20 protein-coding genes are annotated in these 20738 nt (G+C 66.8%); 13 read left to right on the forward strand and 7 right to left on the reverse strand.

Going from position 1 to position 20738, the window contains the following annotated elements; translation table 11 throughout:
• Positions 1-29: 29 nt before the first annotated feature.
• The 3 genes from AC1ME3_RS06585 to coxB form a co-directional block, all read right to left on the reverse strand.
• Positions 30-1517, reverse strand: coding sequence for a hypothetical protein (locus tag AC1ME3_RS06585; protein WP_480955341.1), 1488 nt, complete (start codon positions 1515-1517; stop codon positions 30-32).
• 238 nt (positions 1518-1755) lie between these two features.
• Positions 1756-3420 carry a cytochrome c oxidase subunit I gene (ctaD, locus tag AC1ME3_RS06590; protein WP_353466860.1) on the reverse strand — a complete coding sequence of 555 codons (1665 nt, stop codon included), beginning with the start codon at positions 3418-3420 and terminating at the stop codon, positions 1756-1758.
• A 1-nt stretch (position 3421) separates the two neighbouring features.
• On the reverse strand, positions 3422-4576 hold the full coding sequence (coxB, locus tag AC1ME3_RS06595) for a cytochrome c oxidase subunit II (RefSeq protein WP_244655792.1): 1155 nt from the start codon (positions 4574-4576) through the stop codon (positions 3422-3424).
• 334 nt (positions 4577-4910) lie between these two features.
• Between coxB and pyrE the strand changes: the two genes are divergently transcribed.
• From pyrE to AC1ME3_RS06620, 5 genes are all read left to right on the forward strand, one after another.
• Positions 4911-5495: an orotate phosphoribosyltransferase gene (pyrE, locus tag AC1ME3_RS06600; protein WP_480955342.1), complete on the forward strand. Its 585-nt coding sequence runs from the start codon at positions 4911-4913 to the stop codon at positions 5493-5495.
• Positions 5492-6232 carry a pyridoxine 5'-phosphate synthase gene (locus AC1ME3_RS06605; protein WP_060525942.1) on the forward strand — a complete coding sequence of 247 codons (741 nt, stop codon included), beginning with the start codon at positions 5492-5494 and terminating at the stop codon, positions 6230-6232. Before pyrE ends, AC1ME3_RS06605 begins: the two co-directional genes overlap by 4 nt.
• 177 nt (positions 6233-6409) lie before the next feature.
• Positions 6410-6844, forward strand: coding sequence for a holo-ACP synthase (acpS, locus tag AC1ME3_RS06610; RefSeq protein WP_480955343.1), 435 nt, complete (start codon positions 6410-6412; stop codon positions 6842-6844).
• Positions 6841-7833, forward strand: a complete 993-nt coding sequence (gene lepB, locus AC1ME3_RS06615) for a signal peptidase I (protein ID WP_480955344.1) — start codon at positions 6841-6843, stop codon at positions 7831-7833. The genes acpS and lepB overlap by 4 nt, the downstream gene beginning before the upstream one ends.
• Position 7834: 1 nt before the next feature.
• On the forward strand, positions 7835-8914 hold the full coding sequence (locus AC1ME3_RS06620; RefSeq protein ID WP_480955345.1) for an AI-2E family transporter: 1080 nt from the start codon (positions 7835-7837) through the stop codon (positions 8912-8914).
• Between the two features lie 222 nt (positions 8915-9136).
• Here AC1ME3_RS06620 and AC1ME3_RS06625 read toward each other — a convergent pair whose 3' ends face one another.
• On the reverse strand, positions 9137-10201 hold the full coding sequence (locus tag AC1ME3_RS06625; RefSeq protein WP_480955346.1) for a glycosyltransferase: 1065 nt from the start codon (positions 10199-10201) through the stop codon (positions 9137-9139).
• Positions 10202-10347: 146 nt separating this feature from the next.
• Between AC1ME3_RS06625 and AC1ME3_RS06630 the strand changes: the two genes are divergently transcribed.
• From AC1ME3_RS06630 to AC1ME3_RS06640, 3 genes are read left to right on the forward strand one after another with little or no spacing between them, the layout of a single operon-like run.
• Entirely contained in the window at positions 10348-11280 is a 933-nt protein-coding gene (locus AC1ME3_RS06630) for a hypothetical protein (RefSeq protein ID WP_480955347.1), read from the forward strand.
• Entirely contained in the window at positions 11277-11792 is a 516-nt protein-coding gene (locus AC1ME3_RS06635; protein WP_480955348.1) for a DUF2141 domain-containing protein, read from the forward strand. Before AC1ME3_RS06630 ends, AC1ME3_RS06635 begins: the two co-directional genes overlap by 4 nt.
• Entirely contained in the window at positions 11789-12973 is a 1185-nt protein-coding gene (locus tag AC1ME3_RS06640; protein WP_480955349.1) for a glycosyltransferase, read from the forward strand. Before AC1ME3_RS06635 ends, AC1ME3_RS06640 begins: the two co-directional genes overlap by 4 nt.
• On the opposite strand, the gene AC1ME3_RS06645 is transcribed toward AC1ME3_RS06640, so the two are convergent.
• A complete protein-coding gene (locus AC1ME3_RS06645; RefSeq protein WP_480955350.1) occupies positions 12915-14354 on the reverse strand; it encodes a DUF2029 domain-containing protein in 1440 nt (479 codons plus the stop codon). The two genes, AC1ME3_RS06640 and AC1ME3_RS06645, sit on opposite strands and share 59 nt — an antisense overlap.
• A 237-nt stretch (positions 14355-14591) precedes the next feature.
• On the reverse strand, positions 14592-15332 hold the full coding sequence (ubiG, locus tag AC1ME3_RS06650; protein WP_480955351.1) for a bifunctional 2-polyprenyl-6-hydroxyphenol methylase/3-demethylubiquinol 3-O-methyltransferase UbiG: 741 nt from the start codon (positions 15330-15332) through the stop codon (positions 14592-14594).
• A gap of 52 nt (positions 15333-15384) precedes the next feature.
• Here ubiG and AC1ME3_RS06655 point away from each other — a divergent pair, with 52 nt between their 5' ends.
• The 3 genes from AC1ME3_RS06655 to AC1ME3_RS06665 all read left to right on the forward strand — a co-directional run bounded on the left by AC1ME3_RS06655 (position 15385) and on the right by AC1ME3_RS06665 (position 18922).
• Entirely contained in the window at positions 15385-16638 is a 1254-nt protein-coding gene (locus tag AC1ME3_RS06655) for an aspartate kinase (RefSeq protein ID WP_056054666.1), read from the forward strand.
• Positions 16639-16693: 55 nt separating this feature from the next.
• Positions 16694-17713 carry an NAD(P)H-dependent flavin oxidoreductase gene (locus AC1ME3_RS06660; RefSeq protein WP_480955352.1) on the forward strand — a complete coding sequence of 340 codons (1020 nt, stop codon included), beginning with the start codon at positions 16694-16696 and terminating at the stop codon, positions 17711-17713.
• 450 nt (positions 17714-18163) lie between these two features.
• Positions 18164-18922 (forward strand): hypothetical protein, encoded by a 759-nt coding sequence (locus AC1ME3_RS06665; protein ID WP_480955353.1) that lies wholly within the window; start codon positions 18164-18166, stop codon positions 18920-18922.
• Here AC1ME3_RS06665 and AC1ME3_RS06670 read toward each other — a convergent pair whose 3' ends face one another.
• Positions 18923-19327, reverse strand: a complete 405-nt coding sequence (locus tag AC1ME3_RS06670) for a VOC family protein (protein ID WP_480955354.1) — start codon at positions 19325-19327, stop codon at positions 18923-18925.
• Between the two features lie 117 nt (positions 19328-19444).
• On the opposite strand from AC1ME3_RS06670, the gene AC1ME3_RS06675 reads away from it, so the two are divergent.
• The gene (locus AC1ME3_RS06675) at positions 19445-19903 is read left to right on the forward strand and encodes a YbgC/FadM family acyl-CoA thioesterase (protein WP_480955355.1); all 459 of its coding nucleotides are present in this window, start codon (positions 19445-19447) and stop codon (positions 19901-19903) included.
• A complete protein-coding gene (tolQ, locus tag AC1ME3_RS06680; RefSeq protein WP_056053223.1) occupies positions 19900-20592 on the forward strand; it encodes a protein TolQ in 693 nt (230 codons plus the stop codon). The genes AC1ME3_RS06675 and tolQ overlap by 4 nt, the downstream gene beginning before the upstream one ends.
• Positions 20593-20738 lie beyond the last annotated feature (146 nt).

The raw sequence follows: 20738 nt of genomic DNA on the forward strand, positions 1-20738 counted from the left end.
GTGTCGGAAACCCTTCGTGTCGCGCAGGGTCAGCGGGCCGATCGAGCAACGTGGATCGCGGCGATATCGTCCGCGTAGACCCGTCGCCAGGCCGGATCGTGGTCGAGCCGTTTTGCCAGCTTCGATCGTGGTGGGAGGATCGTCCAGCCGAAATGCCATTTGGCGTTCGCCGCCTCCCAGCGTGCCGCGTTGCCGCCGACTATCTCGATGTAATCGAGCGTGAACGGATCGCCGTACATGTCGGAACGACCGTCGATATAGGGGCGGATGCCGGCGAGGATGAGCGATCCGCCAAAGCTGTATTCATTGAAAACGCGCGCGCCGCGCAACGATGGCGGCAGGTGGCGCAGCGCGGCGGCCGGGACGCCGGTGCTGTTGGTGCGCGCGACCGGGACTGCGATCCGGTAGGCGACGAGCGCGAGAGCAATCGCGAGGACCGCCAAGCCGGCCCGATAGGTATCGCGGCGTGCGGTCGGCGAATCAAGTGCAGCCTTAGCCGCCGCAGCCGGCGTCCAGGCTTTGCCGATCGGTTCCGCGAGAATAAGCACGCCGACGACCATGAGAACGATCTCCTGTCGGGTATGCTGCAAGGCGAGATGCAGGACCCCGAGCAAGAGCAGCAGGCGAACGGGCGGGATTCGGACGGGCTTTGCCAGTACGAAGAACAGCGTGGCCAGGAGGGTCGCTTCGGAGGCGGTGAAGGTAGAGAAATCGGCGGGCTGCCATTCGCCAAGATGCGCCAGCAGCTTGAGGCCGTTGACGTAGAACGGGAAGACCAAGCCGCCGAAGCCTGCCGGTGTCGCCAGCGCAGCGAGCCCTGCGCACAGGCCGAACTTGCCCCAGGTGAAGATCACGGTGCGACGGTCGGCAGGAGCCGCGGCGATCAGGGCTTCGAGCGCGAAGACTGCAGAAAGCGCGAGCCCGAAGATGAAGCTGCCATGCGCGTTCGCCCAGACGAGCATCAGCGGCACGAGAAGGAGGGACGGCGCCTGACCGCGTTCACGCGCGTGAAGAAGGGCGATCAGCCATCCTGCGAGGAGGGGCAAGGCCAGGATATGCGGGCGCGCGAGCAGAGAGGGCGCGATGCCGGGTGCGGTCAGCAACACGGCGACGATGCTCGCCCGGATACTCATCCAACGGGGGAGTTCATACCCGACAAGCGCGTAGAGCGCGGCCATTGCGACGCCGGTCAGCAAGTTCAGCCCGGTCCACCCCGCTGCGCGATAACTCGCGTACATCGCGAGTTCGGAGAGCCATTCGTGTGCGACCCAGTGGCGTCCTACGGCAGTGAACGAGAACGGGTCGTGCGTCGGGACGCTACCGTGCGCGACGATCCAGGCGCCAGTCGCGAGATGCCAGCCGGTGTCGCCATCGAGCAGCAGCGTCGGGAGAATGATCGTGAAGGCGAACGCCGCAAATCCGACGAACAGCGCGAAGACCGCACGGGGTGTGCCGGGGGCGACTGGCGCTTCGAGGGTGCGTGGGTCGGAGGCTAGGGAGCTGGGCGACGTCGTCATGGAGGGAGGAGTAGCGCGATTCTCCTCCGGAAAGATGAATGTCGGATTCTAGGTGAGCGCTCGGTCCGCATCGCGGAACGAAAAACGCCCCGGGTTTCCCCGAGGCGTCTTCGCTTTTGGCCGGCTCCGACACGGGAGCAAGTCCCGTGTCGTCGGACGCGGCCTTGCCGCGCCGGCCGGTCGGATGCGTGCGGCTTGACCGCACCGGCGCGCAGCTGGCGCTACGCGGCCTCGCATCCTAATCGATCCGCGGCAGTGTCTCGAACTGGTGGTACGGCGGCGGCGAGGAGATCGTCCACTCCAGCGTCGTCGCGCCGTCGCCCCAGGGGTTGTCGCCCGCCGGCTTGCCCGCGAGCAGCGACCAGATCAGGTTGACGAAGAACACCACCATGCCTGCGGCCATGATCATGTAGCCGACCGAGGCGACCGTGTTCCAATGCTCGTACTGCGGCGTGTAGTCCGGGATGCGGCGCGGCATGCCCTGCAAGCCCAGGAAGTGCATCGGGAAGAACATCACGTTCACGCCGATGAAGAACACCCAGAAGTGCAGCTGGCCGAGGAACTCGTTATACATCTTGCCGGTCATCTTCGGGAACCAGTAGTAGAACCCGGCGAACAGCGAGAACACCGCACCCAGCGACAGCACGTAGTGAAAATGCGCCACCACGTAATAGGTATCCTGCATGTAGTCGTCGATGCCGCCGTTCGCGAGCACCACGCCGGTCACGCCGCCGACGGTAAACATGAAGATGAACCCGATCGACCACACCATCGGCGTCTTGAAGGTGAGCGAGCCGCCCCACATCGTCGCAATCCACGAGAAGATCTTGATGCCGGTCGGGACCGCGATGACCATCGTCGCCGCGGTGAAGTACATTTTGGTGTTCACGCTGAGGCCGGTGGTGAACATGTGGTGCGCCCACACGACGAACCCGACCACGCCGATCGCGACCATCGCATACGCCATGCCGAGATAGCCGAAGACGGGCTTGCGGCTGAACGTCGAGATGATCTGGCTGACGATGCCGAAGCCCGGCAGGATCATGATGTAGACTTCGGGATGGCCGAAGAACCAGAACAGATGCTGGTACAGGACGGGATCGCCGCCGCCGGCCGGATCGAAGAACGTCGTACCGAAGTTGCGATCGGTCAGCAGCATCGTGATCGCGGCGGCTAGCACTGGGAGTGCGAGCAGCAGCAGGAACGCGGTGACGAGCATCGACCACACAAACAGCGGCATCTTGTGCAGCGTCATGCCCGGCGCGCGCATGTTAAAGATCGTCGTGATGAAGTTGATCGCGCCAAGAATCGACGATGCGCCCGCGAGATGGAGCGCGAGGATCGCCATGTCGGTCGACGGTCCGGGCTCGCCGTACGTCGAGAGCGGCGCGTAGAGCGTCCAGCCGTTACCTGCGCCGCCGAAGAACGGCGATGCCAGCAGCAGCGTAAAGGCGGGGATCAGCAGCCAGAACGACACGTTGTTCATGCGCGGAAACGCCATGTCCGGCGCGCCGATCATGATCGGCACGAACCAGTTGCCGAAGCCGCCGACCATCGCCGGCATGACCATGAAAAACACCATGATCAGGCCGTGCGCGGTGATCAGCACGTTCCAGAGATGGAGCGATTCGTCGAGGCTGGCGGGGCCGCCGTGGAGCATGCTTGCCCAGCCCTGCAGATACTGGATGCCGGGATGCGCGAGCTCGGCGCGCATGAGGCCCGAGACCGAGCCACCGATGATCCCCGCGACGATCGCGAAGATCAGGTACAGCGTACCGATGTCCTTGTGGTTGGTCGACATGAACCAACGCGCGAAGAAGCCCGGCTTGTGATCGGTATCGTGATGATGATCGTGCGCTTCGTGAGACACGAAGGCCGACGGGGTGAGAGCGGTGTCGGTCATCTTACTGTCCCGCGTTGCCGGCGCCGGCCGGGTTTGAGGTGGCGCCCTGCGTCGTCGCAGGGGCTGCGGTGGTCACATTTTCCACGGGGCCGGTGGCGTTGGCGGTCTCCGCGGCCTCCTCGACCTTCGCCGCGGAGCCGTCGGCGCCGGGCTGCGGAATGACCTTGTCGGACGCCTTGCCGGGGGTCGGCATCGTGCCGCCCTTGGCCTTGACCCAGGCTGCATATTCGGCCGGCGGAACCGCCTCGACCGCGATCGGCATATAGCCGTGGCGCGCGCCGCAGAGCTCCGAGCACTGGCCGAAATACAGGCCGGGCTTTTCGATCGTAAAGCTGGTCTCGTTCAGGCGGCCGGGGATCGCGTCGAGCTTGATCCAGAAGGCGGGGACCGCCCAGCTGTGGATCACGTCGTTCGACGTCGTGATCAGGCGGATCGGCACACCGACGGGGAGGACGATGCGGTTGTCGGTGGCGAGCAGCTTGGGGCCGTCGGCATCGGTGCGCGGGCGCTCGCCGGCGGCGACGTCAGCCTTTTCCTTCAGCATGTTGGCGGTGATCTCGAAGCCGCCATTGTCCGGATACTGGTAGGTCCAATACCACTGATTGCCGATCGCCTTCAGCGTCACCGCACCCGACGGGGCGGGCTTGAACTGGGCCTGCAACAGCCCGATCGAGGGAACCGCGATCAGCACCAGGATCACGACCGGCGCGAGCGTCCAGATGATCTCGATGAAGGTGTTGTGGCTGGTCTTCGACGCGACCGGGTTGCGTGCCTTGCGGTAGCGGAACGAGACCCAGAACAGCAGCGCGAGGACGAATAGCGAGATGATCGTGATCGTCGGCACCAGGATCGAATTGTGCATCCAGTGCGCGAACTGGCCGTTCTTGGTGACCTGTGGCTGGAGGCCGAACAGGCCGTCCGTGGGCTGGCCGATCATCGGCTTGACCGTCATCGCGGGCGCACCGTCCATCGCGAGCTCGGGGCTGGACGGGTTGGCGGTGGGCGTCGCTGCGGCGGTCGTCGGCGCAGTGTTCGACACGCCTCCCGGAGCGGCAGCGGCTTGCGGTGCGGGTGCTGCTGACGTTGGCGTGGCAGCCGGCTGGGCCGCGTGCCCGGCGACACCACCGAGACTCGCCAGTGCGAGCCCCGCTGCCATCGCAAATCCTCTCATCCCCATCTTGCGCATCGTTATTCTTGACCCCGGTTTATAGCGAACCCGATTCCGGACGCGCGGATGTCTGCTTATGATTTGGGAAGAGCTATACCCAGCGGGGGGGCTCGCCTCAAGCCTTGTCTGGCATGAGCCCTTCAGGCGCCCGCACTAACCCCCGTCATCCTGACGAAAGTCAGGATCCAGGATCACGAACGCCGTCCCCTGCGGCTCTGGGTCCTGACTTTCGTCAGGATGCAGGTGGTGCGCCGGTTCTCGTTGCACGTGGTTTCGTGCGCTCGTATCAGCGCGGGGAGACCATTTGGAGCGATGACCCGCGATGACCGAAGACGACGTGCTCGCCGAATTCCGCGCTGCCGAAGCGTTGCTCGAAGGGCATTTCATCCTGTCCTCCGGCCTGCGCAGTTCGCGCTACCTGCAATGCGCGCGGGTTTTGATGGATCCGGCGCGAGGCGCTCGGCTGTCGGAAGCGCTGGTGGCGTCGATCCCGGCCGAGTTGCGTGCGCAGATCGATATCGTCGTCTCGCCGGCGATGGGCGGCGTGATTGCCGGCCACGAAATGGGCCGTGCACTTGGGGTCGAGGCGGTATTCCTCGAGCGGCCCGACGGTGTGTTCGAACTGCGTCGTGGGTTCCGGCTCGCGCCCGGGCAGCGCGTGCTGATGATGGAGGACGTGGTCACCACTGGGCTGTCGTCGCGCGAGGCGATCGCGGCGATCGGGCGCGCGGGCGGCGTGACGGTCGCGGCGGCGGCCTTGGTCGATCGCTCGAACGGGACGGCGGACCTGGGCGTGCCGTTCTTCCCGCTGATCCGGCTCGACGTGCCGACCCATCCGGCGGACGCGTTGCCGCGTGAACTCGCCGCGATCCCGGCCATCAAGCCTGGAAGTCGGGCGGCGGCATGAGCCCCCTTGGCAACGACCACCTGCGCCTTGGGGTGAACATCGATCACGTCGCAACGGTGCGGAATGCGCGCGGGGCGGGGTATCCCGATCCGGTGCGCGCGGCGCTGGTCGCGGCGGCGGCTGGCGCGGACGGGATCACCGCGCATCTGCGGGAGGACCGGCGGCACATCACCGACGACGACATCGCGCGGCTGTCGGCCGAGCTGACGATCCCGCTCAACCTGGAGATGGCGGCGACCGACGAGATGCTGGGCATCGCGCTGCGCCACAAGCCGCACGCGGCGTGCATCGTGCCGGAAAAGCGCGAGGAACTGACCACCGAGGGCGGGCTCGACGTCGCCGGGCATTACGACCGGATGGCGCGGCTGGTCGATGCGCTGGCGGGGGCGGGCATCCGCGTATCGTTGTTCATCGAGCCGGACGCGCGCCAGATCGAGGCGGCGGTTCGGCTCAAGGTGCCGGTGGTCGAGCTGCATACCGGGCTCTACGCGGAACTGTCGGGCGAAGCGCGGACGGTCGAGCTGCGGCGGCTGAGCGACGCGGCGGCGTTGGCGGCGAAGAACGGCATCGAGGTGCATGCGGGCCACGGGCTGACCTACGACAACGTCGCACCGATCGCGGCTATCCGGCAGGTCCGGGAGCTGAACATCGGGCATTTTCTTGTTGGTGAGGCGCTGTTCGTTGGGCTTGGTGAGGCGGTTCGGTTGATGCGCGAGGCTATGGATGCGGCGCGGTAGTAAGGCAGTTTTGTTCGCGCAGAGGCGCAGAGGCGCGGAGCAGAAGAGGGGGCTAGCCCGTGGCTGGATTCTCTCGCTGCCTGGCTCGATCTTGCCGCTCTTGCGGCCTTCATACTCTCCGCGCCTCTGCGCCTCTGCGCGCAAATCTAATTTTGTCTTCCGACCCCAGGCGTCGCGATGATTATCGGGCTCGGGTCTGACCTGTGTAACATCGAGCGGATCGCGGCGTCGGTCGAGCGGTTCGGGGATCGGTTCGAGCAGCGGGTGTTTACCGATGTCGAGCGGGCGAAGGCGGCGCGGCGGCCTTTTACAAAGGCGGGGACGCTGGCGAAGCGATTTGCCGCCAAGGAGGCGTTTTCGAAGGCGGTCGGGACCGGGTTTCGCGCAGGCGTCTTCATGCGCGACATCGGCGTGGTCAACGCCCCCAGCGGCGCACCGACGCTGGCGTTGACCGGGGGCGCCAAAGCGAGGCTTGACGCGTTGACCCCGGAAGGCCACGCCGCGCGCGTGCATTTGACCATGACCGATGATCATCCGTGGGCGCAGGCCTTCGTGATCATCGAAGCCATACCTCTGATATCCCCGGACATGCGCCAGGATACGAACCGATGAAGGACGCGGCGTTGGACGGCAACGAGTTCCCCGAAAAGCCCCTCGCGCAGGCCCCCCTAGCCCAGACCGCGGCCGATACCGCGCCACCGGCCGGCACCACACCGGAAACAACCCGCCGCCGCGGCACCGACTGGTGGGGCGAGGTGAAGGGCATATTCTGGCTGATCCTGGTCGTGCTCGGCTTCCACAGCTTCATCGCCAAGCCCTTCTATATCCCAAGCGAGTCGATGCTGCCGGGGCTGCGGATCGGTGACCGGCTGGTGGTGACCAAGTTCGCGTACGGCTGGTCGTTCGTGTCGCCGACGATCCCGAACCCGGTCGCGATCTTCAAGGGCGTTGTGCTGCGCCAGCAGGAGGACAGCTGGAGCGTGTCGCTGCCGTTCATCCACGGCCGCCTGTTCGGCTCGCTGCCGACGCGTGGCGACGTGGTGATCGTGACGCCGCCGGGAACGCATAACGACTATATCAAGCGCGTCATCGGCCTGCCCGGCGACAAGCTGGCCGTGCGCGGCGGAATCGTGTTCCTCAACGGCGTCGCGGTGAAGCGCGGCCCCTTGCACGACACGCTGATCCCAGTCGACACCAACAGCCCGTGCAGCGAGATCGACTATCCCGGCGCCCGCGAGACGCTGCCCGACGGTCGCGAGATGTGCCGCCTGCCGACCTATACCGAGACGCTGCCGAACGGCCGCCGCTACGAGACGATCGATCTCGAATCGGACAGCCAGGGCGACAATTTCGCCGAGATCGCGATCCCCGCGAACCATGTCTTCCTGATGGGCGATAACCGCGATCGCTCGGCCGATAGCCGGTTCGCGCTGAGCCAACTCGGTCTTGGCGGTCCGGTGCCGTACGAGAATCTCGGCGGCCGTGCGGAGTTCATCACGTTCAGTCTCGACGGCGATGCGACGTTCAATCCGCTGAGCTGGTGGAGTTCGCTGCGCTCGGACCGTGCCGGCACCTCGCTGCATCCCGTCAAGGTGAACTGAGATGGCCGAGACGAAGACCGTCGACGAGCTCAGCCCGGTCGAGATGCGCGATCCGTTCCTGCGCAAGGAACTGAAGCGCGCGATGATCTGGCTGGGCTTGGCCTGCGTGATCGCGTTGCTGATCGTGCTGGTGCAGCCGTTGCTGATCATCTTTGCCGGCGTCGTGTTCGCGGCGCTGCTCGATGGCGGCGTGCGGCTGCTCGGGCGGGTACTGCCGATCGGGCGGGGCTGGCGGCTGCTGATCGTCGTGCTGCTGACCTTCGCGTTCCTGGTGGGGACGTTCATCCTCACCGGCGTTCAGGTCACCGAGCAGGTGACGCAGTTGCGCTCGACGCTGGAATCGCAGGCCAATCGCTTCACGGGCTATCTGACGTCGCAGGGGCTGATGCCGGGCGCGTCGGACGTCAACGGGATCGTCAGGCAGGCGCTCGGTTCGGTTGGGCGCGTGACGTCGTGGGTGGGCAGCGCGATCGGCGCGATCACCAGCATGTTCATGATTCTGATCCTCGGGCTGTTCATCGCGATGGATCCGGGCACCTATTCGCGCGGGATGCAGTGGATGGTGCCGAGCGATCTCCGCCCTGAGTTCGCGAAGACGCTGGTCAAGATGGGCGCGACGTTGCGCCGCTTGCTGGCCGGGCGCCTGCTCGGGATGGCGGTCGAGGGTGTCGCGAGCGGCATCGCGCTGGCGATCGGCGGCGTGCCGATGGCGATGCTGCTCGGCATCATCGCAGGGATCCTGGCGTTCATCCCGAACGTCGGCGCGATCGTGACGGGCGTGCTGATGGTCGCGGTCGGGTTCAGCGCGGGCGTCGACACGGGGTATTGGGCGATCGGCACGTACCTCGTCGTGCAGACGATCGACGGGTATGTGATCGTGCCGATGGTCGCCAAGCGCACGGTCGATCTGCCGCCGGCGTTGACCTTGGGTGCGCAGATCCTGGCGAGCGCGCTGTTCGGGATCCTGGGGCTGGCGCTGGCCGATCCGATGACCGCAATGTTGAAGACCGCGCTGGAGCGGCGGTCGGAGCGGGAAGAGGAGAAGGCTGAGGCTGACGAGGGAGTGGCTGCTACTGCGTGACGGGGGTGCCCGTGCGGTCGGCACGCGCAACGGTACCGACCTCCGGTGGTAAGCACCCTCGTTCTACAATGGTGGTGGGATAAAGCTCACAATCCGTCATCCCCGCGGACGCGGGGACCCATATCCTCCGAAGTTTGCCAGTATGGGTCCCCGCGTCCGCGGGGATGACGGAAGGTGGGGGCGGAGACCGACAATGGGGCGGGGGCGAGAAAGGCTAGGGCGCTAGCGCCTGACCAATTGGTCGAAGAGCGCGAGATAGCGGTCCGCCGAGTCCGCACCGGCCTGCGGGACCGGCTCCGGGCGTTGCGCAGTTGGCGCTAGCCATGCATCCAACGCTGCGATCAGCCCAGCCGCATCGTCCCTCGCGACGATCGTACCACAGTCCGCGCGGTCGATGATTTCCGCCACCGCCGTGCTCGAATCGGTGGAGATTACCGGCGTCCCAACCGACAGCGCCTCGCGCAACACACCGGGCACACCTTCGTAATCCGACGTCAGCACCAGTACCGCGGCTCGGGCCATGACCGGGAGCGGATCGCTACTGTGGCCGAGCAGGAGAACGCGGCCCCCCAAGCCGAGCGCGCAAATCTGCGCCTCGATCGCCCCCCGCTCGCTCCCCTCGCCGAGGATGACGAGCGGTATCGTCTGGTCCGCCAGCAGCGGGTGCGCGGCGATCAGGCGGTCCCAGCGCTTCTGCGGTTCGAGCCTGCCTACGCCGAGAATGAAACGCTCAGGCAGGTCTGGCAGCGCGCCCGGGATCGGCACCGCTGGCGGGTTCGGGATGACGCTCGTCCGCCCGATCATCCGGGTCGCCAACGCCGCCTCGTCCGCCGTCGCCGGCGTCATCGCGACGAGGTGATCGAGGAAGCTCCCGTGGCGTGCCAGCCAGACTTGATGCGCGGCGTGCATCAGGCGGCCGTGATCGGCGCGTGCGGGGGCGTTGGACATCTTGGCGACGATCGGCGGGCACGTCCTGCCGAGTCGCAGCCGCGTCCATGCCGCGATGCCGGTATAGAAATTACCGGGGCAAAAGATCACGTCTGGCGCCAAGCGACGCACGACCCCCGGCAACGCCAGCAACCGCGAGGGCGTGACGATCTCCAGACCCTCCGGGAGTTCCGCCGCCAGCGGCCCGGCAATATCCTCGATCGCCAGCGTCACGCGGCGCCCCGCCGCCAGCCAGCCGCGTGCGAGGCGCAGTTGCGCGCGCTCGACCCCGCCGCCGCGCAGATCCTCGGCATAGGTCAGGATGTGCCGGACGGTCGGCGGCTCGCTCACGGGTGACATATGGGGGTCATCATAGTGCGCGATGGATAAAGCGGAGATCGCGACCGAATGAAACCGACTTTGCGTGCACGCACATCGACGGCCGGCTATTGGGCCGGCCGACAGACGGTGGAGCGGCTTGAGAGCGATTGGTTGAGGACAGGCAATTGAACACGCGTGCGAAGTCGACCGAATCCGAAGGCTATGCGGATATCGCGCGCGCCGGGCTCGAGCCGCTGAAGGCGCTCGGCAGTCGCTGGCCCGCGATTATCGGTGCGGTGCTGACGCTGGCAATGATTGTCGGGCTGGGGCGCGAACTGCTCGGGCATGGCCTTGCCGGGCTGTCGCGCTCGGTGCCGCAGGATCCGCGTTTCTATCTGTGCTTCGGCCTGCTCTACATGTCGCCGCCGACCGGAGATTACGTCATCTTCCGCCGGCTCTGGGGTATTCCGCTCGGCGGCCTCGTCGCGCTGATCAAAAAGCGGATCGCGAACGAAGTCGTGTTCGGATACTCCGGCGATGCGTATTTCTACGCCTGGGCGCGGGCGAAGGCGCGGATGGTGGCGTCGCCGTTCGGCGCGGTGAAGGACGTGTCGATCCTGTCGGCGATCGCGGGGAATGCGGTGACGCTGCTGCTCGTGGCGATCGCGTTGCCGCTCGGCCGGCACCTGCTGACGCACGACCAGTTCCGCACCGTGCTGGCGTCGGCGGGCGTGACGCTGGCGATCTCGCTGCCGTTCCTGATCTTCTCGCGCCGCGTGTTCTCGCTGCCGCGCGCGAAACTGTGGTGGGTGTTCGGGATCCATTGCATCCGGCTGTTGTGCGGGTCGGTCCTGATCGCGTTCGCCTGGCATTATGCGTTGCCCGGGGTTCCGGTCGGGATGTGGCTGTTCCTTGCCGCCGGGCGCCTGCTGGTGTCGCGCCTGCCGCTGGTGCCGAACAAAGACCTGCTGTTCGCCAACGCCGCGATCCTGTTGATCGGGCAGGACCAGACCCTGTCGGAACTGATCGCGTTCACCGCCGCGCTGACGTTGCTGGTGCATGTCGCGCTGATCATCCTGTTCGGCATCCACGCCGGACTCACCCGGTTGCGCGCATGATCCGCGCCTGTATCGCGCTGGCCGCGATCGCTGCGCTTGCGGGACCGGCCGGGGCACAGGTGCTCGGTAGCGATGCGGCGGCGTGTCGACCGGGCGAGGGGCCGGCGATCGCGGTCGAGGTCAGCGGGCTGAAGGATCGTACGGGCGAGTTGAAGCTCGAACTCTATCCTGATGACGAAGCGGGCTTTCTCAAGGACGACCACGTGCTGATCGCGGCGGGAAAGACGTTTCGGCGCGTGGTGGTGCCGACGCCGCCGAGCGGCGCGCCGATGCTGTGCATCCGAGTGCCGCGGCCGGGCCGCTATGCGCTGTTGCTGACGCATAATCGCGACGGGAAGAACAAGTTCAGCTTCTGGACCGATGGTGCCGGGTTCGCGAGCAACGTGAAGCTCGGGCGGTCGCGGCCGAAGGTCGAGCAGGCGCTGGTCGAGGTCGGCGCGGGCGTCACGACGGTGCGGATCACCGTGCAGTATCTGCGCGGGCTCGGCGGGTTTGGGCCCGTCACGCCGTGAGAGTGGTGGACGTCAACGAGTTCTACTCGCCGACCGGCGGCGGCGTGCGGACCTATGTCGACCGGAAAATGGGGATCATGGCGGACATGGGCCATGAGCTGATCGTCGTCGCGCCGGGCAAGGAGGACCGCGTCGAGGAGCGGCCGGGCGGCGGGCGGATCATCTACCTCAAGTCGCCGGGGATGCCGTTCGATCGCAATTACGGGTTGTTCTGGGACGAGGGCGCCATCCACCGCGTGCTCGACGAACTCGATCCGGACGTGGTCGAATGCTGTTCGCCGTGGCGGCCGGCGTGGTTCGTCGGCGACTGGCAGGGGCGCGCGGTAAAGGCGTTCTTCATGCACAACGACAATATCGCGGCCTATGCGCAGCGCTGGTTCGCGGGCGTCGCGAGCCATGACCAGATCGAGCGCGGCTTCGCCTGGTACAGCCGGTACATGCGGCGTTTCCTCGAGAAATACGACGTCGTCGTCACCAACGGCCCGGCGCTGGAGAAGCGGTTGCGCGCGCGCGGGCTGCGGATCGATGCGGCGATGCCGCTCGGGATCGAGCGCGGGCATTTCTCGCCGGACTTGCGCGATACGCGGTTGCGCGCGGCGTTGCTGCGGCAGTGCGGCTTGCCCGAGGACGGGATGCTATTGCTCGGGCTCGGGCGGCATCATGGCGAGAAGCGCTGGCCCTTGGTGGTCGACGCGGTGGCGCGGGCGGGGGCGACTCTGCCGGTGGGGTTGGTCCTGATCGGCGCGGGTGCGCAGACCAAGGCGATCCAGCGCCGGATCGGGGGCTCGCCGCATATCCGGATGTTCGCGCCGGTATACGACCGTGAGCGGCTCGCGCGGATCATGGCGAGCTGCGATGCGCTGATCCACGGGTCGGAGGCGGAGCCGTTCGGGCTGGTCGCGTCGGAGGCGATGGCGTCGGGCCTGCCGCTGATCGTGCCTGATACGGGCGGGTGTGCGGAAGTCGCGGACCGCCACGCCAGCGAGCTTTACGCGGCGCGCGATGCGGAGAGCGCGGCGGCGGCGATCGGGCGATTGTTCGCGCGCGATCCGGCGATGTTGCGGCGAGCGGCGGCGGTGGCAGCGCGGCATGTCCGCAGCGACCGCGAGCATGCGGTGGAGCTCATGGATTATTATGCGGGGCTGGTCGCGGCGAAGCATGGCGTGCGACGTACAGGGTGAATCGGGTGTCGGGGACGGGGACCGCGCGGTAGCCCTGGTGTTTTGCGTAGGTGGCGAGGGATGCGTCGATGCGGTCGTCGCCGCTGCTCCACGCGCCTTCGCCGCCGGTGAGGATCGCGGGCGGTTGGCCGAGCAGGGCGATCCGCGCGTGCGAGATCAAGCGGAGTTTGCGTTCCTTATACGCGTTCAGGAGCGCGGTGCTGCGGAAATAAAAGGGGCCGGTGGCGAAGCGCGGGTCGATCGCTCTGCTGGGGAGGAATTGCGGGGAGAGCGTCGCGACCGGGCCGGCGACGTGTTCGCGGTCCAGCGCCTGGCGAACGGCTGAGGCGTCGCGCATCGCGTCGAGCATGGGGATGCGGCCGCTCGCGACGGCTTCGATCGTGGGGGCGAGTCCGGCGCAGGCGAAGACGATTGCGGCGATCCGCATCGCCTTGCCCGGCGGGTGCGCGTGCCAGACCAGCGCGAGCCGCACGAACAGAGCGGGGAGCATTGGCAGCAGATATTGCCGCCATGTCGGCACCGGCGCTAGCGCGGCGGTCAGGCCGGCGAGGATCAGAAGGTCGAGGATCAGGTGCCAGCGATGGCGCCTGCCGGTGATGGCGACGATCGCGAGCAGGGCAGGGCCGAGCGCGAGGAACTTGAGCGTGTCGGCGATCTTGGCGGTGTTCGACAGCTTCCAGGGGCGGGCCTGGTACCATTCGGTTGGTGCCTGGCCGGGAAAGGCGAGCACGCCGAACAGGAAGCCTTCGGGCGATGCGGCGAACAGCGCCAGGGTGAAGAGCGCGAACGGCATTGCGCCGAGCAATGTCCACCACGGGCGTCGGTTGCGGCTGAACAGCGTCCAGACGCCGTAAGTGAGTGCGGGGAGGGCATAGGAGATTTTCGCGGTTGCGGCGGCTGCGAGCAGCGCGCCGATCAGGATCGCGTCGCGGCGACTTGCCTGGTCGCGCGCGGTTCGGACGATCGCGGGGAGGGCTAGCGCCAGGCAGGCGGCGGGGAGCGCGTCGTTGCGCGCGGTGCCGATGCTGAAGAGTAGGATGTCGCAGGTGGCGAACAGCGCGGTTGCTATGGTGGCTGTGCGGGTGCCGGCACCGCCTATGCGGGCGGCGCGGTGGACGGCGGCGATGGTGGCTGTGCCGAGGGCGGCGTTGGTTATGCGGAGTGCCGGCCAGGTCCAGGTGGTGGCCAGGGCTGCGATCGGGGCGAAGAGGTAGGGTTGGAGCGGGGTCTGGAGGTAGGCGAAGTCTCGGTAGGGGATAAGGCCGTGCGCGGTGAGGATGGCGGCGGCGACGTACTGGCTCTCGTCGTGGTCGACGGGGCGGAGGAGGGCGAGGATGATGAGAATCATTGCCAGCGCTGCGAACGTCAGAAGTTTGTTCACCCGCGAAGGCGGGTGCCCAGTCTGGGCGCCCGCCTTCGCGGGTGAACAGGGTTGGGGAGCGGTGTGCTCAGCCACGAATGCCACCATACCCACCACTCCCACCCCGGCGGAGGCCGGGGCCCAGTTGGGGGACGGTGATGGCTAAGGACTGCGCTTCGTTACCACGGCTTTCCCAACTGGGCCCCGGCCTTCGCCGGGGTGGCGGAGAAGGCCGGGGTGGTGGCGTGTGGGGCAAGGTCAGGCTTTTACCGCGGTCAGGAAATAGTCGAGGTTGGTCGAATCGCTCAGCGCGAACCCCGTCGCTGGCGAGAAGCTTAGTCCCCGCGTATCCGTCACGCGGAGCCCCGCATCCTTCAGCAACGCGGTCAGTTCCTCGGGCGTCAGGAACTTGTTCCAGTCGTGCGTGCCCTTGGGAATGACGCCAGCGCCCTCCGCCACGGTAATCATCGCCAACCGCGACAATGGCGTCCGGTTGGGCGTCGAAAGAATCAGCAATCCACCCTCCGCCAACGTCCGCGCCAAGCCCCGCACGAAGCCGGCGGGATCGCTGACATGCTCGATCACCTCCAAACTGGTGACGAGGTCGAACTGTCCCACCAGTCCCTCGACTCCCCCCGCGCGGTAATCGATCGCAAGCCCGCTCTGCGCCGCATGGATCTCCGCAACCGCGATATTCTCGGGTGCCGCATCGATCCCCATAACCTCTGCGCCAAGCCGGGCGAGCGGCTCGCACAGCAACCCCGCGCCGCAGCCGACGTCGAGTGCCGTCTTCCCCGCGAGCGGCGTGAAGGTCGCACCATCGCCACCCCAATGCGCGTCGACCTGCTCGCGGATATAGCGCAATCGCGGCGGGTTGAGCTTGTGGAGCGGGGCGGACGAGCCCTTCGGGTCCCACCAGTCCTTCGCCATCGTACCGAAATGCGCGGCTTCGCGCGGATCGATTGTTGCGCCGTTTACGGTGTCACTTGCCAGTATCATGCGCGCTACCTATCAGGGCCGCCGCTTCGACCCAAAGGGATTTGCGCTGCCAATGGCCCGTATCGTGATGAAATTCGGCGGGACGTCGATGGCTGGGATCGAGCGTATCCGCAACGTCGCCGCGCGCGTGAAGCGCGAAGTCGACGCCGGTAACCAGGTCGCCGTCGTCGTCTCCGCGATGGCCGGCGAGACGGACCGGCTGGTCGGCTTCTGCCGCGAGGCGTCGTCGCTGTACGACGCGAAGGAATATGACGTCGTCGTCTCGGCCGGCGAGCAGATTACGAGTGGTTTGCTCGCGATCGCGCTGCAGGCGGCGGGCTGCAAGGCGCGCAGCTGGCTCGGCTGGCAGTTGCCGATCAACACGTCGGACGCGCACGGCTCGGCCCGTATCGGTGAGATCGACACGGCCGCGCTCGACGCGAGCCTTGCGGACGGCGTCGTCGCCGTGATCCCCGGTTTCCAGGGCGTCGCGGACGGCCAGCGCGTGACGACGCTCGGGCGCGGCGGCTCGGATACGTCGGCGGTGGCGATGGCGGCGGCGATGAAGGCCGACCGCTGCGACATCTATACCGACGTCGACGGCGTCTACACGACCGACCCCAGGATCGTGCCGCGTGCGCGGAAGCTGAGCAAGGTCACGTACGAAGAGATGCTGGAACTCGCCAGCGTCGGTGCCAAGGTGTTGCAGACGCGGTCTGTCGGCCTGGCGATGAAAGAGAATGTGCGCGTGCGCGTGCTGTCTTCGTTCGAAGACGGCGATACCAATGATGGTCACCGCGGCACGTTGATCGTGGGCGAAGAGGAAATCGACGATATGGAACGCCAGCTCATCACCGGCATCGCGCACGACAAGAACGAGGCGAAGATCACCCTGACGCAGGTCAGCGATCGGCCGGGATCGGTCGCGGCGATCTTCGCGCCGCTTGCCGACGCGGGGATCAACGTCGACATGATCGTGCAGAACGTCGCGCATTCGACCGGCTCGACCGACGTGACGTTCACCGTGCCGGCAGCCGATCTGGCGCGCTCGCTCGACGTGCTCGACAAGGCGAAGGACGCGATCGGCTATGCGACGATCGTCCACGATACGCGTGTCGCCAAGGTGTCGGTGGTCGGCGTCGGCATGCGCAGCCACGCGGGCGTCGCCTCGACGATGTTCACCACGCTCGGCGAGCGCGGGATTAACATCCAGGCGATCGCGACGTCGGAGATCAAGGTCAGCGTGCTGATCGAAGAGGATTATACCGAGCTGGCTGTGCGCGTGCTGCACACGGCGTACGGGCTCGATGCCGAGGATGCGGCTTGAGCTCGATAGATAACGACATGATCCTGGCAGGCGCCGGGACGACGGGGATGGATGCATGACGATCGGTACTGAGCGGCTGCAACGCCGGATGGCGCGCGGCGCCGCGTTCCTCGGGTCGGAGGTCGCGATTCTCGGCGGCGCGATGTCGTGGGTGAGCGAGCGGCACCTCGTGTCGGCGATTTCGAACGCGGGTGGGTTCGGCGTGATCGCGTGCGGCGCGATGACGCCTGCGCTGCTCGATACCGAGATCGCCGCGACCAAGGCGATGACTGACAAGCCGTTCGGCGTAAACCTGATCACGATGCACCCGGACCTGTTCGAGCTGATCGCGGTCTGCGCCAAGCACAAGGTCGGCCACGTCGTGCTCGCCGGTGGCCTGCCGCCCAAGGGTAGCATCGAGGCGATCAAGGAAACGGGCGCCAAGCTGATCGCGTTCTCGCCCGCACTGGCGCTGGCGAAGAAGCTGATTCGCAGCGGCGTCGATGCACTGGTGATCGAGGGGATGGAGGCCGGTGGCCATATCGGACCGGTCTCGACCAGCGTGCTGGCGCAGGAGATGCTGCCCGAGATCGCCGAGCAGGTTCCCGTGTTCGTTGCGGGCGGGATCGGTCGCGGCGAGGCGATCGCGGGCTATCTCGACATGGGTGCGGCGGGCGTCCAGCTCGGCACGCTGTTCGTGTGCGCGACCGAGTCGATCGCACACGCCAATTTCAAGAAGGCGTTCATTCGCGCCTCGGCACGCGATGCGATCGCGAGCGTGCAGATCGATGTGCGGCTTCCGGTCATCCCGGTGCGTGCGCTTAAGAACGCATCGAGCGAGCTGTTCACCGCGAAGCAGCGTGAGGTTGCCGGGCATCTCGACGGTGGCCGCGTGGAAATGGCCGAGGCACAGTTGCAGATCGAGCATTATTGGGCGGGTGCGCTGCGCCGCGCGGTGATCGATGGCGATGTCGAGCATGGCTCGGTGATGGCGGGCCAGTCGGTCGGCATGGTCAAGCGCGAGGAGCCGGTTGCGGAGATCATCGGTGGGCTGATGGCGCAGGCGGCGGCGGCACTGGAAGCGCGCGCGGTTTGAGGCGGTACTGATCCTCCCCCGCAAGGGGGAGGTGTCAGGCTCTTGCCTGACGGAGGGGGCGGATTGCGAAACGTCTGTTCCGTGTCCTCCCCCTCCGTCGCCTATGGCGCCACCTCCCCCTGGCGGGGGAGGATCAATAGGACGGCGCTTCGTTATGTCGGGTCAGCCGACAGAACTCAGCACCACCCCGGCGAAGGCCGGGGCCCAATTGGGGGACGTCGCTGACCGAGGTCGCGCTCCGTTACTGCAACCTTTCCAACTGGGCCCCGGCCTCCGCCGGGGTGGTGGAGTGGGGGGCGAGGTTATCGCCGCACCCCGCCGAAGCGACAGATAACCCTAACCCCCAACCCCATGCCCTCTCCACTCGCCGCAAAGCGCATACGGCTTACGTCTCGTTAACCTAACACATGCATAGAGTGTCCCGTCGGGGGACGTCATGAGGTGGTTGCGATGAGTCGTCGGTTTGCTTTGCTGTCCGTTACCGCGCTTGGCCTGCTGGCCGGTTGCGCACAGAAACCACGGACCGTGGCTGCCGTTGCGCCGCCCGTGATCATGGTGCCGGTACCGGCCCCGGTGATGCCGAAGGGCGCGTCGCCGACCATCGTCATCCCGGTCGCGCTCGCCGACGGCACCTACCCGACACCGAATCGCAACCTGACGACGTCCGCCAAGGTCTGGCACCTTCGCGCTGCGCTCAACGTCGCCGCGCTGGCGTGCCGCGGGCCTCAGGAAGTGGTGATCGTCGCGGGCTACAACGCGTTGCTTTCGGCGCAGAAGCCGGTGCTCGCCAAGGCCGAGGCGACCTATGCCAGCGAATACAAGTCGGGCGGCGGCGACTGGCAGGATCGCTACGACGATTCGATGACGCGGCTGTACAACTTCTTCTCGCAGTCGCCCGCACGCGACGAGTTCTGCGCCGCGGCGCAGACGGTTCTCGCGCAGAGCGCCGGTCTGACCGCCGAGGCCATGCCCACGTTCGCTGCACAGAACCTGCCGGTGCTCGAGCGGCCGTTCACCGATTTCTACCGCGCGGTCGATGCATGGCGGGGGCGCACGGTGCGTCCGGTCCAGCCGCAACTGGCCATCTCGCGCCAATACGCGTCGAACATGCCGGTGCAGACGATCACGCAGGCGCGTCTCCAGCCGATCTCGCAGCCGGTGCCACCCGCGCAGCCTCGTCTGAAGCTCGACGCCAGCGTCTTCCAGTAGTCAGGCCTTGATGGGCGTTCCGATCGACCAGCTATGGCCGAACGGATCGCGCACCTGACCGTAGCGATCGCCCCAGAACTGGTCGGCGACCGGCATCGTCAGGACGGCGCCCGCGGCTACCGCACGACCTACCCAGGCGTCGGTGTCGTCGACCCTGAGATGCAGGGTTATGCCGGCGGGTTCGGGTTCGGCATGACCACGCCATTCGGGAAACTCGTCGGACAGCATCAGCCAGGCGTCGTTGATTCGCAAGCTGGCCTGCATCAGTCGAACACCGTCGTCCGCGAAGTTCGTCTCGACTACGGTCGCGGCAAACGCAGCCTCGTAGAACGCGAGCGCCTCGCGTCCGCGTTGCCCGCGGATGACGAGGAACGGTGTGATTCCGCTGGTGGGACGATCGGCCATGCGAGTCTCCTGCGTTGAACCCTGCCAGCGTACGCCGCTCGCCTGCCCCCGGCCAGTGCCGACATGGTGAAGGCAAAGCTTGGCTTACCTGCAAAGACTGGGTTAACAGCCGCGGGAATGACTGAGGTTTCAGATCGTCCGGCGGAAGGCCGCTTCGAAGGGCGCGAGCACCGGTTTCCGGTGCGCGTCTATTTTGAGGACACCGATCTGTCGGGCGCGGTCTATCACGCCAATTATCTGCGCTACATGGAACGCGCGCGCTCGGACATGCTGCGGGTCGGCGGGATCGACCAGCGCGCGACGTTCGAGGCGGGCGAGGGCTCCTACGCGATCGCCAGCGTCGCCATCCGCTACGCCGCGCCGGCGAAGCTCGACGACGCCTTGCTGGTCGTCTCGCGGATACGCCGTGTCCGCTCGGCCGGGGTCACCATTCATCAAAGGGTCATGCGCGACGGGCTTGTCTTGGCCGAGGCGGACGTGGTGGCGGCATTGGTCGCTCCCAATGGCCGCCCACGCCGCCAGCCGCGCGCCTGGATCGATATCTACGAACGCCTTGTCTGGCAGGGGGAAGCATGAATCCGGTGTTGACTATGGATAGCGCGACGCTGTCGCCGATCCACTTGTTCCTCCAGGCCGACTGGGTGGTGAAGGGCGTGATGATCGGGCTGTTGCTCGCCAGTATCTGGACCTGGGCGCTGATCGTCGCGTTCTGGCGGCGGATCGGCAAGACGCGCAAGGGCATGACCCGGTTCGAGCGCGATTTCTGGAAGGCCGAGGATATCGACGTCTTCTACAAGGCGGAGGGCGAGAACGACCTACCGTCGGCGCGCGTGTTCGCGGCCGGCGTGACCGAGTGGCGGCGCTCGACCGCGGGCGGCACGATCGACAAGAGCGGCACGCGCGAGCGGCTGGCGACGACGATGGGCGCAGCGGTCGCGGGCGAGATCGACAAGCTGTCGGATCGGCTCAACGTGCTGGCGACGGTCGGCTCGGTCGCGCCGTTCGTCGGGCTGTTCGGCACGGTGTGGGGGATCATGCGGAGCTTCACCAGCATCGCGGCGGCGCAGAACACGTCGCTGGCGGTGGTCGCGCCGGGGATCGCGGAGGCGTTGTTCGCCACCGCGATCGGCCTGTTCGCGGCCATCCCGGCAGTGATCGCGTACAACCGGTTCTCGCACGGCATCAACCGGATCGAGGCGAGCCTCAACCGGTTCGCCGACGGTTTCCACACGACGTTGTCGCGCCAATTGGACGGCTCGCGATGAGCGCGACGCAAATCCTCCCCGGCACGGGGAGGGGGACCGCGACGCGCAGCGGCGTGGTGGAGGGGGTTCTCCACGTCGCACAGCGCCCGTGGAACGAGGCCCTCTACGCACCACAGCATATGACGCACGCCCCCACCACCAGCTTC

This window comes from Sphingomonas sp. BL2, assembly GCF_056680015.1.